Raw genomic sequence first — 14,575 nt, 5'->3', positions numbered from 1 at the left:
CGTCGGCGGGCGTTCCTTCAGCAACGGCCACCGCGCTCCGCAGCGGAGGTGGCACCGCTCGTAGGATGGGCGCGAACCAATTCCGTTGATCGGGAGAGCCTGTGGACGACCTGGTACTTGTGCCGTGGGAGCAGAACCGCCAGAACGCCCCGGAGGGCCTGCGGGTGGAGGTCTACTCCGCGGACGAGGGCGACCCCGGGAATCTGGACGAGGTCACGTTCTACGTCCTGCCGTACTGGCGTTCGCGCGGACCCGAGCTCCTGGAACGCATGCCCAAGCTGAAGGTCGCCCAGACGCTCACCGCCGGCTACGAACATGTCCTGGACCTTCTGCCGTCCGGCGTCACACTGTGCTCGGGGCGGGGACTACACGACTCCAGCACCGCCGAGCTCGCCCTGGCGCTCATGCTCTCCGCCCAGCGCGACCTGCCCCGCTGGGCCTACGACCAGCGGGAGCACCGATGGGCGCCGGACCGGGACCGGTCGCTGGCCGACTCGCGGGTCCTCATCCTCGGCTACGGCAGCATCGGACAGGCCATCGAGAAGCGGGTGCTCGCCTGTGAGGCCGAGGTCGTCCGCGTCGCGAGCCGTCCACGACCGGAACAGGACGTGTACGGGATCGCCGACCTGCACTCGTTGCTGCCCACCGTGGACATCGTCGTCCTGGTCACCCCGCACACACCCCAGACCGAGGGCCTGATGGGCGCCCCGGAACTGGCGTTGTTGCGCGACGACACTCTCGTGGTCAATGTTGGCCGGGGGCCGGTTCTGGACACGGCGGCCCTGCTCGCGGAGAACGGCCGGGTGCGCGCCGCACTCGATGTCACCGACCCCGAACCGCTCCCCGCTGAGCACCCCCTGTGGGACGCCCCCGGCGTCACCATCACCCCACACATCGCCGGCGGCGCCGCGTCCTTCTACCCGCGGGCACGGCGATTCGTCGACGACCAACTCGCGCGGTGGGCTCGGGGCGAACCCCTGGCCAACGTCGTGCGGGAAGGCTGACCGCGCTGCGCCGGAAAACTCGGGCATTGCCCGCGACGCGGTGGTTGAGGACAATGTGTGAAGCGAATCGGGCCGGGGCCCCCTCGGGACACCACGATCCCACCCGGGCCGATTGAGGGGTGGGGTATGGGCCGCGCACCAAGGACGCGACAGCGATGGATGTCGGGGGTGGGCACCACAGCGGTCGTGGCCGTCGCCTTCACCGCCTTCGGCGTGGGCCCGGTATGGGCGGACGACGTTCCCGACCCTCGGCCCGGCCCGCCCATCGAACAGAGGTCGAGCGCCGCGCCCGCGCCGGTTCCCTCGACCCCCAGCCCGGTCGCCCGTCCGGGGGATTCCGTGGGGGCCACTCCGTCGGTGGCCGACGTCGCGCACCTGACAGGTGATGTCGAGGTCGCCCCACTGGAGGAGACCCGCAGCGCGGAGTTCTTCGTCGTCACCCCGGAGTCCCTGCCCGCCGACGTCGTCTCGGAGATCGGGGAGCTGGACGGCGTCGAGGCGACGGAGGTCGTGGATGCCGCACAGGTCACGATCGACGGTGCCGCGGCTTCGGTTCTCGGCGTGGACCCCTCGGAGTTCCGGGCATTCGCGCCCGAGCCGTCCGCCGAGTCCGACGAGATCTGGCAGGGCATCGCCGAGGGTAATCTCGCCCTGTCCCACGACCTCGGCCAGGACAGCGACCTCGAGGTCGACACCGAGGTCACGATCGAGGGCGCGTATTCGGCGGTCACCAAAAGGGTGTGGACCCACGCCACGTCCGGGATCACCGGGATCGACATCCTCGCCTCCCGTGAGGTGACCCAGGAGCTCGGATTCCCCGACGGCAACGGGCTCATCGTGAGCGCACCCGAGGCCGACCTCGACGAGCTGCGCGAGGCCCTGGAGAAGGCGCTCGGGTCGGACGCGGGGGTGCAGCTCCTCGCCGAGGACCCGGATCCACGCCCGGCGACCGCCGCGGGCGACCCCGTGGACCGGGGGACGCTGGAGGACATGATCGAGGAGGCGGAGAAGTACCTCGGGGTTCCCTACGTGTGGGGCGGGGACGATCCGAGCGGGTTCGACTGCTCCGGACTGGTGCAGTGGGCCTTCGCCCAGAACGATGTCACCGTTCCCCGCGTCGCGGCCGACCAGTGGGGCGCGGGGGAACGAATCGAGTACGAGGACGCGGAGCGGGGCGACCTGCTTTTCTGGCGTAGTGACCCCACCGCGCCCAACCGGATCTCCCACGTCGCCATCTACCTCGGCGACGACCAGATGTTGGAGGCCCCGCGCACCGGTTCGGTCGTCAAGTACTCCGACGTCCGCTTCGCCAATATGGCGGGTGTCGTCCGGGTGACCGCCTAGTACTCCAGCCGTAGACCCTGGTGGGGGGATTTTGTGGCGTTCGCCGGACACGTCAACGGCCACCGCCTGATCATCGGTTGGTGTGTGTACAAACGAATCGCCAGCGGTGGCCGCGCTGCCGAGCGTAGCGCCCGCCCGTACGGTGGTGTGAGAGGTGGGCGCAGCAAACCGCCCACCTCCTCGATTGTCATCAGCGTTATGCCGGCGTCGCCGTGGAGGCCCGACCCCTAGCTTGGGAAGGCGTGTCGCCTGCTCGAGGCAGCCAGAGCGAGGGCGACGGCGGAGAGCGCGACCATACTGACCGGCAGTGCTATGGCACCGAGGTTGTCCACCAGCAAGGCTCCGACAGCCCCGCCCCCAAAGATGGCCAGGTTGAAGACGGTGGTCAGCATCGCGTTGGCCACATCCATGCTGTCTTTCGAAGCGTTGCCCATCGCGGTCTGCAGCTGGGTGGCAGCGCCGCCGAAGGCGAGGCCCCAGATCACCAGGGCGAGCGAGGTTGTGATAAGGGCGCCCCCGGCAAAGAGCAGGACCAGCCCCGAGACGATGAACAGGGACGTGCCGGCGAGCACCAGCCCACGGAGGGCACGATCGATCAGAGCGCCGGTGATCCAGATGCCCACCAGGGCGGCGACCCCAAAGATGAAGAGTGCCGTGTCTGGCCGCATGCCCACGTCGGTCTGCGACAGGTATGGGGCGATGTAGGTGTAGAGGAAGTTGTGCGCCAGCATCCAGGTGAAGACGACGCCGAGGATGGCCGCCACGCCTGGGATGGCCGCCACGCGGTGGAGCGGGAGGCGCTTCTCGGAGCTGCTGCCAGGCGCGTTCGGGACCACGACCAGGACGAGGACGACCACCAGGAGGGTGACCGCGGAGATTGCGGCGAAGGTCCAGCGCCACCCGATCATCGAGCCGACCATGGTGCCCAGCGGCGTGCCCACTGACAGTGCCACCGGGGTACCGGTCATGGCGATGGCCAGGGCTTTGCCCGCGGAGCGGGGGTCCGAGATTCGGCGGGCGTATCCTGCGAGCATGCCCCACAGGAGGCCGGAGAACGCGCCGCCTATGAACCTTGCGATCAGGGCGACGGCGAGAGTGGGCGCCAGTGCGGTCAGGGTGTTCGCGACGATGAAGCCCAGCAGGCCGATGGCCAGCAGCGGTTTGCGAGGCATCCCCTGGGTTATCGCGATCGCGGGGATCGCGGCCAGTACGGTGCCGAGGGCGTAGGCCGAGACGAGCTGGCCCGCGGTCCCCTCAGAAACTTCGAAGCTGGCGACGAGCTGGGGGAGAAGACCGGCGGGGAGGGTCTCGGTCATGATCACGATGAAACTGGTCATCGCCATGAGGACGAGCGCGAACACGGGCAGGCGCGAAGGCGCTTCGACGGAGGGCAGGGTGGGCGATGCCATGGAGCTCCTTTAATAATGGAACGAACGATCCAATATTGAGTGGAGGGGGTTCGTGTGTCAAACTGGATCGAACGATCCGAAAGGAGTGTCATGTCCCCTGCCGGCCGACCTCGGGAGTTTGACGAGCACCGTGTGCTTGACGCTGTCATCGAGGTGTTCTGGGAGCACGGGTACGAGGCCACGAGCCTGGCTCAGCTCCGGGAGGCGACCGGCCTCTCCTCGGCGAGCCTCTACGGAGCCTTCGGTTCGAAGGCCGGGCTCTTCGCTCGCGCGGTGGAGCACTACATTGAAGGTCCCGGGAAGGTCACCGAGGTCTCTGCGGACAGGCAGCCCGCCGCCGACGCACTCGAAGCCATGTTGTTGGAATCCATCCGCATGCAGTCAGATCCCTCGCACCCGGCGGGTTGCCTGATCGCCTTATCGGCTGTGGTGGGAGCTGCCTCGGAGGACAGTGGCTCAGCCCGGGAGGCGGTTCAGCTCCGCCGGCGGGCCGACCGCGAACGGATTACTGCCTGCGTCCACGCCGGTATCGCAGACGGGAGTCTCGGCGGGGGACTAGATCCCCTGGCAGCCTCAGCGGTGATCCACACCTTCCTCCTCGGAGTGTCTACGCAGGTCCGCGACGGTGTCGCCCCCCAGCAGCTGAGCGGGGCGGCCTCACTCCTGGTAGGGCGGATGCGGGCCTCGTGTGAAGCCTGATGAACGTGAAGCAGTGAGCCCGATTATGGGGCGGCGCGAGCGAGGAGCTGGGGAGGCCTCGAGGCTCGAGACGTCGGCGTGTCCGTGATCGGGCCCCGCGAGGTGTCCACGGCGGACGTCAATGGTGGGGTGGGGGGCGAAAGCGGGCTTTCGCCCCCCACCGTGCCCCCTGTGGCGTCACCAGCCGGGAGGGGAGGGGCTGGGCCTTTCAGGAGACGGAGCAAGGACCACTTCCCGGCAGAGGAGGGGGTTCGCCTGCGGGACGTCCCTGCAGTGGACCAAAAGTGTTGTGCGACCAGTGGTGATTTGTCGGAATCACGCCATCTTGGCGTCAAGATATGACGGCGGCGTGAATTCCGCAAGGTCTGTTGTTTTTCGGAATTGAGTAGTTTGTTGTTGAGTGTGATTGTGTGTCGTGTATGTCCGATAATTGATCGGGTTCGCGTCGCGACCGCGCTCACACCATGTCGGCGGTGACTTCCCGCGCGGCGGCGACGAGCCGTTCTCCGAGACGCGCGCGGGGAGGAATCCACGGCTCCCCGCTGTCCACGAACACCACCGCGATCGCCCCGACGCTCTGCCCGGCGGCCACGGGCGCGGCGATCGCGGACATGCCGGGAAGGACCTCGGCGTAGGAGTGGGCCCAGCCGCGTCGACGTGCCTCGGTGACCTCGGGGCGTTCGTCGGGGTGCGGTGGCAGGGCCGAGAGGGTGGCGATGCCCGGCGCGCCGACGTGCAGGGAGTGCCGATTCCCCGGGGCGTAGGCGATGTGGCCGACGGATTGGTGCGGCTCCACGCTCACCAGGGTCACGGCCTCGTCGTCGCTCGCAACGGTGAGGAACGCGGTCATGCGGACCTCGTTGGCCAGGGCCGACAGGACCGGCACGGAGACGGTCTGCAGGTCGCGGCGTACCCCCCTGGACAGGACGGCCAGTCCGAGGCCGAGTTCGAAACAGCCGTCGGCGGTTCGGGTGACCAGGCGATGGTCCTCGAGGGTCCGCAGCATCCGGTACACGATCGACCGGTGTAATCCGAGTTTCCGCGCGATGGCCGTGACCGGCATAGGGTGCTGCGCGGTGTTCAATTCCCGTAGCACGCACAGGCCCCGGTCGAGTGTCTGGGAGCGGGTGCCCGTCTCGGCCCGTTTCACCCTGGGAGAGGGGGACCCCAATTCGTCGGACGAAGGGTGGGTGTTCACCCGCGACCTCCGACTTCCCACCGAGGTCGCGGTACTCGCCGGTTTCTCCGACGCCGGATTGATCCCAATTCTGGGTCTTGTGGGACACGGTTCATGCCGCTACTGTAATCCAAATTCGAGCACGTAGCTCTATTATCGCACGGCTTGCTGCGGTATCCCCCAACACGTTCCCAAGTGAACAGAAGGAAGAGAAGTATGTCGAAGACGCGGATTTCCCGGATGGCCGTGCCCGTCGGAGCCGCACTCGCTCTCACCGCGGCCGGCTGCGCCGGATCCGCCGTGGATTCGGGAGGAGACGACGAGGGCCCCATTCGAATCGGCGCGGTTCTCGACATCACCGGAGCGGGGGCGCAGCTCGCCGCCCCGCAGAAGAACGCCCTGGAAATGCTCGTTGACCAACTCAACGAGGATGGAGGTGTCGACGGTCGCGAGGTCGAGGTGATCATCCGGGACAACCAGTCCGAGGAGGATGTCGCCGCCCGCGAGATGAACAGTCTCGTCAACGAGGAGAACGTCGACATCGTGTTCGGGGCCAGCCGGACCGGCCCCAGTCTCGCGATGCGGGAGATCGCGGAGGAGAACGAAATCCCCATGATTTCTCTCGCCGCGAACATCGCCATCATCGACGACGCCGAGTGGATCTTCAAGACGGCGCAGAACGACTCCATCGTGCTGGAGCGAATGCTCGATTACGTCGAGGGGCAGGGCTGGGAGACGGCCGGTCTCATGCGTGACTCCTCCGGATTCGGCGAGGGGGTTGAGGAGACCATCGAGGAGCTCGGCGCGGAGCGCGGAGTCGAGCTCATCGGCACGGAACGGTTCACCCCCGACGCCACCGACTTCACCGCGCAGACGGTGAACATCCGTGACCTCGACGCCGACGTCAACTTCATCTGGGGCATCCCTCCCTCGGCCTCCCTGGCCCAGGTCGCCTACGACGACCTCGACATCGAGACCCCGCTGGTGCAGAGCCACGGCATCGGCGAGGACGAGTTCCTGGAGACCGCCGGGGCGGCGGCGAACGGCATCGTCTTCCCGATCGGGCGCATCCTCGTCGCCGACCAGCTCCCGGACGACGACCCCCAGGCCGAGGTCATCCAGAGCTTCCACGCCGACTACGTCGAGGAGTTCGGCTCCAACCCCTCCACCTTCGCAGGGCACGCCTGGGACGCCTTCCACCTGTCCGTGGACGCCTTCGAGGAGGTCGGGACCGACCCGCACGAGGTCCGTGACTACCTGGAGAGTGTCGAGGGCTTCGTCGGCATCACCGGCACCTTCAACATGTCACCGGAGGACCACTCAGGTCTCGGCACTGACGCGCTGGTGTACGTGACGGTTGAGGACGAGGAGTTCGTGCTCATGGACGAGCAGGACTGACCCGATGCCGCATCCAGACAGTTCGGCGGGAACCGCCCGATGAGCGACTTCCTGCAGCTCGTGATCTCCGGCTTGGGCCAGGGGACCATCTACGGCCTTGTGGCCATCGGTTTCGTTGTGATCTTCACGGTCAGCGGTGTGGTGAACCTGGTCCAGGGGGAGTTCGCGATCCTCGCCGGGTTCACCGCCATCAGCCTGCTGGGAATGGGGGTCCCCCTGGTCCTCGCCATGGTGATCGGAGTGGCGGTGGTCGGGGGGTTCTCCATGGGGATGCAACGGCTCGCCATCGCGCCGGTCCGGCGGATGACGGTCCTGACCTCCATCATTCTCACCCTGGGGATATCGACCGCTCTCAAGGGAGCGATGCTCCTCTACTGGGGACCGGAGGCACAGAGCCTGCCGGCCCTGCCCGGATCCCACCTGCACATCGCCGGCGTCACGATCCGTGCCCAGGAGGTGTGGATCTTCGCGGTGGGTGCGCTGCTGGCCGGAGCCGTCATCTGGTTCTACGAACGCACACTCGCCGGCAAGGCGCTCCTGGCGTGTTCGGAGCAGCCGGTCGCGGCCCGCCTCGTCGGGATCGCCCCAGGCCGGGCCCGCCGCAACGCCTTCCTCATCGCCGGTGTCGTGGGAGGAGTCGCCGGCGTCCTCGCCAGCCCCATCTACTTCACGTCCTGGGAGGCGGGGCTGGTCCTCGGGCTGAAGGGCTTCGTGGCCGCAGTGCTCGCCGGACTCATCTCCGTGCGCGGCGCGATGATCGGTGGCCTGGTCCTGGGCGTGCTGGAGAACCTGACCGCCGGCTACGTCGACTCCGGACTCCGGGACGCGGTCGCCTTCATCGTTCTGGTCGTGGTGTTGGTGGCACGGCCCTCCGGTGTGTTCGCGCGGGAGACGGAGGAGCGAGTATGACCCAGCCACCCTCCGGTGTCGGTCTCCTGCGCCGGCGCCGTTCCGACCTGATCGGGGCAGTGCTCCTCCTCGCCGCGATGGGCGGGCTGCCGTTCGTCGCCACGGGCGGCGTCGTCAATGTCGCCGTCTACGCCGCGATCTTCGCGTTGGGAGCGCTCGGCCTCAGCCTGTTGATGGGCCTCGCCGGCCAGGTGAGCCTGGGCCAGGCGGCGTTCTTCGCGATGGGGGCCTACACCCAGGCGATCCTCGTCGTTCGCTACGACTTCTCCGTGATTCCCGCAGCCGTGATCTCGGTGTGTCTCGCGATGACGGCGGCCCTGCTCATCGGGTTGCCGTTGCTGCGACTGCGGGGGCATTACCTCGCCCTGGCGACTCTCGGTCTCGGGATCATCGTGGCCGTGGTCGCCAACGAGACGCCATGGCTCGGTGCCACAACAGGTATCTACGGCGTGCCAAAGATGGAGCTCTTCGGCTACCGCTTCGCCTCGGCCGTCGACTACTTCTGGCTGCTCGCCCCGGTGCTCACCCTCGGCGTGCTGATGGCGCGCAACATCGTGGAAAGTCGCGTCGGTCGGGCACTGCGTGGGGTCAACGACTCCTGGATCGCGGCCGAGACCCTCGGCGTGGACACCTACCGGCTTCGTCTGCAGGTCCTCGTCGTCGCCGCCGGCTACGCGGGACTGGCGGGCGTCTTCTACGCCCATTGGCTCGCTGTCGTCAATCCCAGCGCCGCGAACTTCGAGCTGTCAGTGAAGTTCCTGCTCGTCGCGGTCCTCGGTGGCCTCGGCACGATGTGGGGCGCGATCGTGGGTGGCTTCGCGGTCGAGGCGATCGACGAGAGCCTACGGTCGGTCATCCCCCGACTCATCTCGGGAGCCGAGGGCGAGGTGCAGCTCATCGGCTTCGGCATCGTGCTCACCCTGGTGATGATCTTCCTGCCTGGCGGACTACATCAGGCCTGGCAGTCGGGGATCGGTTGGCTCCGTTCCCGCCGCTCGGGTGGTGAGGGGTCGGGTGGCGCGGCGCGCGCGTTGCCAGCTTCCGCAGCCGATGACGGTGAGTCCGCGGTGAACGACGACCGCTCCGGGCGGGAGAACGCCCCCGCGGTGTCGGTGATTCCGGACCGCGACGTCGCATACCCCGAGAGAGGGTCACGGCTGCTCGAGGTCCGCGACCTCACCCGTACCTTCGGCGGGGTCACGGCGGTGCACGGCGTCTCCCTGGACGTGAACGCCGGGGAGATCCTCGGTCTCATCGGACCCAACGGTGCGGGTAAGACCACCATGTTCAACATGATCAGCGGCGTCCTCCAGCCCACCTCGGGATCGGTCACACTGCGAGGACGCCGCATCGACGGGCGCAAACCCCACGTGTTCGCCCGGATGCGGGCCACGCGCACGTTCCAGAACCTGCAGGTCTTCGCGTCCATGACCGTCCTCGGAAACGTCATGGTCGGGCGGTACCTGCGGGGATCCCGCGGCCTCCTGTCCGCGGCGACGGTGATCCCCGCGCTGGCGGAGGAACGCCGGATCGAGGCGGACGCCCGGCGGTTCGTGGACCTGGTGGGGCTCGGCGAGTCCGCCGACGTACGCGCCGGTGACCTTCCGTTCGGACGGCAGCGCCTGATGGAGGTGGCCCGGGCGCTGGCCAGCGAACCCGACCTCCTCATGCTGGACGAGCCGATGGCGGGCCTGTCGGGAGCGGAGCGGCGCCAACTGGCCGCACTGTTGCGCGCCCTGCGCGCCACGGGGATGTCCATCGTCCTGGTGGAACACGACGTCGAGGCGGTGTTGGCCCTCGCGGACCGGGTCGCCGTGCTCGACGACGGAGCGTTGATCGCCCTGGACTCCCCAGCGGAGGTCCGGGAGGATCCCGCTGTCATCGCCGCCTACCTGGGCGTGGACGACGACACGGAGGCCGCGGAACTCGCCTCGGAGATGGCCTCCTCCGGACACCTGGCCACCGCGGAGGACACTGTCACCGGGGGAGAGGTGGAGCATGATTCGGATCGCTGACCTGCACGTCTCCTACGACCGGCTGCGCGTGCTGCACGGGGTCGACCTCCGTGTCCCTGAGGGGAAGGTCGGTGCGGTGATCGGCGCCAACGGCGCGGGAAAGACGACCCTGCTCCGTGCAGCGTCGGGCCTGCTGGAGCCGGACTCCGGTACCGTCACCTTCGAAGAGCTACCGATCACCGGGTGGCCGGCTGAGCGGGTCGCGGCCGCGGGCCTGGTGCACGTGCCGGAGAACCGGCTGGTGTTCCCAAGTCTCACCGTGCGCGACAACCTGCGGCTGGGGGCGTGGGTGCGCCGGCGCAGCGCGGCGCGTGTCGCGGAGTCGCGGGATTTCGTCCTGGGACTGTTTCCCAAGCTCGCGGAGCGACTCAACCAGGAAGCCGGCACCCTCTCCGGTGGCGAGCAACAGATGCTGGCGGTGGCGCGGGGGCTCATGGCACGTCCCCGCGCGATCGTCCTGGACGAGCCGAGCCTCGGTCTCGCCCCACGGATCGTCGCCGAGATCTTCGCGGCCTTGGCGCTGCTCCGGGACGAGCACGGTCTCACGATCCTCCTCGTGGAGCAGAACGCCCGCGCGGCGTTCCGGGTCGCCGACGAGGTCTTCGTGATGGACCGGGGGCGAGTCGTCATGAACGGTGCCCCGGACACCCTGGTCAACGACCCGCGGGTCCAGTCCGCGTATCTGGGCGGCGGCTACCACGCCGACGCCGAGTCCGGCCACGGGTGAGAACGCGGCAGATGGCGTTGCGGCATCCCACCGCCCGCGAGCGGATGGGCGTGGCGATGGACGGACACACTCCATTCTCGGGCGCGTCCGCTCCCGTGCCCGGGAGTGCGGGGAACCACGCTGGCGTTCCATCTCGCGCACGGTGTGAGACATGGATCGACGCGGGCACCGAGCTCAACGTGGGCCTGGCCGTGTGTCGCCCCACCGGGGAGAACGCGCGCCCGTGATGCCGCCGCCGTCCCCATCGGGTGACTGCCGTGGCGACGTGACGTGCCCCGTGTCCGAGGGCCGAGGTGCTGGTTGTGGTGGTCGAGGACGCGGTGTATCCACGGCCCGACGGTCGGCTCGGAGGTTGGAGCCGCGCGACTCGGTTGGCCGACCGCGTGGCCCCACCCCATCGGTCGACACCTGGGCCGTGTTGTGCGGGCGCGTAGTTCTACCGCGCGGCCCCCAGTTGACCGCTTTCCATAGGGGGCAGCCGTGCGAAGCACGTCCCCACAAGGGTCGTGGCGGGCGACGGGCGGGTACGGCACCAACAAGACACGACCTAACGCCCGGCGGCGTAGCCCTGGTTGCCCCGGGGGTTGGCGCCGGCTCGCAGGACGCCGGTCTCGGGGTCGCGTGCAACAGCGGCGAGGCGGCCGAGGGCCCACGGGCCGGCGTCAGTGATCCGATGGCCGCGTCGCTCCAGGTCGCGCACGACCGACGGGCCGAAGCGGGACTCGACGACGAGCTCTCCCGGGGACATCTCGCGCGGATAGAAGGAGCTCGGGAACGAGTTGGTGTGGAACATGGGAGCGTCGATCGCCCGCTGCAGGTTCATGCCGCCGTGGAGGACCCGGAGCAGGAAGGTCAGGCTCCACTGGTCCTGCTGGTCGCCACCAGGCGTGCCGAAGGCCAACACCCCCTCGCCCGCGCGGGTGACCAGGGTGGGGCTCAGGGTGGTACGAGGGCGCTTGCCCGGGGCGATGACAGCCGGGGCTCTGTGGTCCAGCCAGAACATCTGGGCCCGGTTGCCCAAGGCGAAGCCGAGGTCCGGGATGGTGGGGGAGCTGGACAGCCACCCCCCGCTGGGAGTGGCCGACACCATGTTGCCGCGCGCGTCCACCACGTCGAAGTGGCAGGTGTCGCCGTCCCGTCGTCCGCCTACTCCCGGCAGGCCTCCGCTCGGGAGCGGAACCGTACCGGTGATGGGTTCTCCGGTCGCTCCGGCGGCGACGTCGGTCTCGCCGAGTAGACGCGGTGGGATGACGAACGGGGCCTGATCGTCGGGGCTTCCGGGGCGCAACTCGTCCGAGGCCCGCGCGCCGACCAGTTTCGCCCGGGTGGCGGCGTACCGCTGTGACAGCAACGTCTCCAGGGGGACCGCCGCGAACGCGGGGTCGGCGTACCAGGCCTCCCGGTCGGCGAAGGCGAGTTTGGCCGCCTCGGTGACCGTGTGTACGAAGTCGGCGGACGTCTGGTCGAGGGTGTCCACTCCCAACTCGTGCAGCAGCCGTAGTTGTTGCAGGAAGACCGGGCCCTGTCCCCAGGGTCCGGTCTTGTGCACGGTGTGGTCGCCGTAGTCGACGCTCACGGGGCGTTCGTAGGTGGCCTCCCACCGTGCGAGGTCGTCCCGGGAGAGGAGACCGCGCTGTGGTACGCCCGCGGCGTCGGTCTGGGGTTCGGCGAGGAAGCGGAGGATCGACTCCGCCACGAAACCTTCGCGCCAGAGCGCACGCGCCGCCTGGATCTGGCCCTCCCGAGCCCGCGACGTGTACTCAGCGTCCTCGACGATCCGCTGATAGGTGTCCGCGAGCGCGGGATTGCGGTGCTGGGACCCGGGCGCCGGAGGGTGGCCGCCGGGCAGCCAGAGCTGGGCCGAAGACGGCCACCACTCGGTGAAGACGTCGGAGACGCTCGCGATCGTCCCCGCGATCTGTGGGAGCACCGGGTAGCCACGGCGCGCGTACCCGATGGCCGGGGAGAGGACCTCCCGCAGGGGCAGGGTTCCGTGGTCCCGCAACAGCAGCATCCACGCGTCGAACGCCCCCGGAACGCACGCGGACAACACCCCGGTCCCCGGGACGAGTCCCAGGTCGCCGAAGGCCGCCGGATCCGCCGCGGTGGGCGCCGTGCCCTGCCCACACACCACCGTCGGCGGACCGTCCGCGCGCTGCATGATGATGGGCACCTCGCCGCCGGGACCGTTGAGGTGCGGCTCGACGACCTGCAGCGTGAAACCCACGGCGACGGCAGCGTCGAAGGCGTTGCCACCGCGCTCCAGCATCGCCATCCCGACCGCGGTCGCGATCCAGTGGGTGGAGCTGACCATGCCGAACTGGCCACGCAGTTCCGGACGGGTCGTGAGCTCGGGCTGAGGGGATGGCGCGGGCATACTCACTCCCAGGCTTGAGTCGCGTCATCCCCGACGATATCCCGTTATGTCGTCCCCGCGTCACGCAGCGACGTCCCCAGCTCAGTGAGCTGCGGCGACACGACGTGGGTACGGAAGAACGTGGTGTGGTGGATCCGCGGGCGGTCCGCGGTGCGCTGGGGCTATGAGTTCCACCGGAAGCGTTGTGGCCCGGTGGCACTGGAGACGTGGCGCACCGGGTGTGCCGTCGCGGCGGACTCGACACTGGGGTGAATCTCGAAGGTGTCAGCGAGGTCGAGGGCGGCGAAAACGCGCGCCACCGGGGGTGTTGGCGCCGCCAGGTACAGGTGGCGCCGGGCCAGTGTCGCGTCGCGCAGCAGTCGCATCAGCGCTCCCACCCCACTGGCATCGATGAATTGGACGTCGGACAGATCCACGACCGCGCAGTCAGTGACGGCGCAGTCGGATACGGCGTGGTAAGCGGAATCGGCGGAGGCGATGTCAATCTCTCCGTGTAGTGCGACGACAGTCGCGCCACGACACGCGAAGCCCTCCCGCTCCGTGTCTGGGCTACCCACGTTCTCCCTCTCCCACAAGGACTCGGGGTTTGGCGTACCGGCATGCTAGTCAACAGCGAAACGAAGCGACAGGGGTGGAATGTATGAAATCCTTAAACTTCCGGCCATCGCGCCGTCGGCCGGAGATACTCTAACGCTTTTGGGTCCGAATCCTGTTACTCAATGCGGGCCGTGGCGGATTGGGATATGCCACCACAGCGGGGGCCCATTCCCCTCGAGGGCCTATTCGCCACAGGTGTCCGCATCGGCGCGTCGCGGGGCCCACCCGCGTGTCCCTTCACCGACGTCGCCCGTGGTTTCCACAGCTTCTTCCCTGGTCAGAGTGGTGTTGGTTGGCCCCTTGAGGGCCGCGTGCCCCATTGATCGGTTGGCGACCGGCCCGTGTCTTCGGAGCATCACCGATGGACGTCGGATCGTGGAACGGCCGACCGTGGCCACCGAGTCGGATGATCATTGGTCGTCGGCGCGGACTCCGGCGCCGATTGTCACGTGTACCCAGTTTAGGTCGGCGCTAGCGTGCGATGTATGACTGACCGATATAGCCATCGCGGAACGGGGTCCGGTCACGCCGGACCTTGGGTCGTTGGGCGTGGGGGAGAGAGAACGTCTCTCGGCCCCAGGGGCCATCGGTCGTTCACATTCCCAGAATCGACGCTGGAACACCTTCGGGGGTCGGAGGAAGGCGTACATGATCAATACGATCTTTTGGCGAAAAGTTTTACCGGAGGTGCCCTCGGGACCGATAACGTTCATCGCCTTCTCTGGCGCGTCTCCCCGCCCTCACCCGTGGGTCCCACGCGGTGGGTTCCCGACGCGGCGGGGCATGTGTCCCGGTGTCGACCGCCGGGGTTCCGTCCCCAGCGTGCCTCCGGCGCGGTACCGACGTTCGTCGCCGCTGGGGCGGTCTTCGCGGGACGGCGGCCGTGTCGATCGGGCGCGGGGAGTCGTCGCTCGGATGC

At 68.5% G+C, this 14,575-nt stretch carries 11 protein-coding genes; 7 read left to right on the top strand and 4 right to left on the bottom strand.

The genetic code is table 11. The annotated features are described in order from the left end of the window. Positions 1–101 precede the first annotated feature (101 nt). Complete coding sequence (locus J4H86_RS08530) at positions 102–1,004, top strand: 2-hydroxyacid dehydrogenase (RefSeq protein WP_236542963.1); 903 nt, start codon at positions 102–104, stop codon at positions 1,002–1,004. 159 nt (positions 1,005–1,163) lie between these two features. Next, a complete protein-coding gene (locus J4H86_RS08525; protein ID WP_236542962.1) occupies positions 1,164–2,348 on the top strand; it encodes a C40 family peptidase in 1,185 nt (394 codons plus the stop codon). A gap of 227 nt (positions 2,349–2,575) precedes the next feature. Here the strand turns inward: J4H86_RS08525 and J4H86_RS08520 are convergent, their stop codons facing one another. Continuing rightward, the gene (locus J4H86_RS08520; RefSeq protein WP_236542961.1) at positions 2,576–3,757 is read right to left on the bottom strand and encodes an MFS transporter; all 1,182 of its coding nucleotides are present in this window, start codon (positions 3,755–3,757) and stop codon (positions 2,576–2,578) included. A gap of 132 nt (positions 3,758–3,889) precedes the next feature. Between J4H86_RS08520 and J4H86_RS08515 the strand changes: the two genes are divergently transcribed. Next, complete coding sequence (locus tag J4H86_RS08515; protein ID WP_236542960.1) at positions 3,890–4,456, top strand: TetR/AcrR family transcriptional regulator; 567 nt, start codon at positions 3,890–3,892, stop codon at positions 4,454–4,456. A gap of 457 nt (positions 4,457–4,913) precedes the next feature. Here J4H86_RS08515 and J4H86_RS08510 read toward each other — a convergent pair whose 3' ends face one another. Then, the gene (locus J4H86_RS08510; protein WP_269134546.1) at positions 4,914–5,606 is read right to left on the bottom strand and encodes an IclR family transcriptional regulator; all 693 of its coding nucleotides are present in this window, start codon (positions 5,604–5,606) and stop codon (positions 4,914–4,916) included. A 243-nt stretch (positions 5,607–5,849) separates the two neighbouring features. Here J4H86_RS08510 and J4H86_RS08505 point away from each other — a divergent pair, with 243 nt between their 5' ends. Genes J4H86_RS08505 through J4H86_RS08490 form a run of 4 tightly spaced genes read left to right on the top strand, consistent with a single transcriptional unit; the run spans position 5,850 to position 10,682 of the window. Continuing rightward, positions 5,850–7,031, top strand: a complete 1,182-nt coding sequence (locus J4H86_RS08505) for an ABC transporter substrate-binding protein (protein WP_236542958.1) — start codon at positions 5,850–5,852, stop codon at positions 7,029–7,031. Positions 7,032–7,070: 39 nt separating this feature from the next. Then, entirely contained in the window at positions 7,071–7,940 is an 870-nt protein-coding gene (locus tag J4H86_RS08500) for a branched-chain amino acid ABC transporter permease (protein WP_236542957.1), read from the top strand. Continuing rightward, positions 7,937–9,955: a branched-chain amino acid ABC transporter ATP-binding protein/permease gene (locus J4H86_RS08495; protein WP_236542956.1), complete on the top strand. Its 2,019-nt coding sequence runs from the start codon at positions 7,937–7,939 to the stop codon at positions 9,953–9,955. Before J4H86_RS08500 ends, J4H86_RS08495 begins: the two co-directional genes overlap by 4 nt. Beyond that, the gene (locus tag J4H86_RS08490; RefSeq protein ID WP_236542955.1) at positions 9,939–10,682 is read left to right on the top strand and encodes an ABC transporter ATP-binding protein; all 744 of its coding nucleotides are present in this window, start codon (positions 9,939–9,941) and stop codon (positions 10,680–10,682) included. The genes J4H86_RS08495 and J4H86_RS08490 overlap by 17 nt, the downstream gene beginning before the upstream one ends. Positions 10,683–11,229: 547 nt before the next feature. Here the strand turns inward: J4H86_RS08490 and J4H86_RS08485 are convergent. Together J4H86_RS08485 and J4H86_RS08480 are read right to left on the bottom strand one after the other, a co-directional pair. Continuing rightward, positions 11,230–13,059, bottom strand: a complete 1,830-nt coding sequence (locus tag J4H86_RS08485) for a gamma-glutamyltransferase family protein (RefSeq protein ID WP_236542954.1) — start codon at positions 13,057–13,059, stop codon at positions 11,230–11,232. 161 nt (positions 13,060–13,220) lie between these two features. Next, entirely contained in the window at positions 13,221–13,616 is a 396-nt protein-coding gene (locus tag J4H86_RS08480) for an STAS domain-containing protein (protein ID WP_236542953.1), read from the bottom strand. Positions 13,617–14,575: the final 959 nt, after the last annotated feature.

The organism is Spiractinospora alimapuensis (assembly GCF_018437505.1).
Classification (GTDB): Bacteria; Actinomycetota; Actinomycetes; order Streptosporangiales; family Streptosporangiaceae; genus Spiractinospora; species Spiractinospora alimapuensis.
This window is presented reverse-complemented; position numbering and strand designations above follow the sequence as displayed.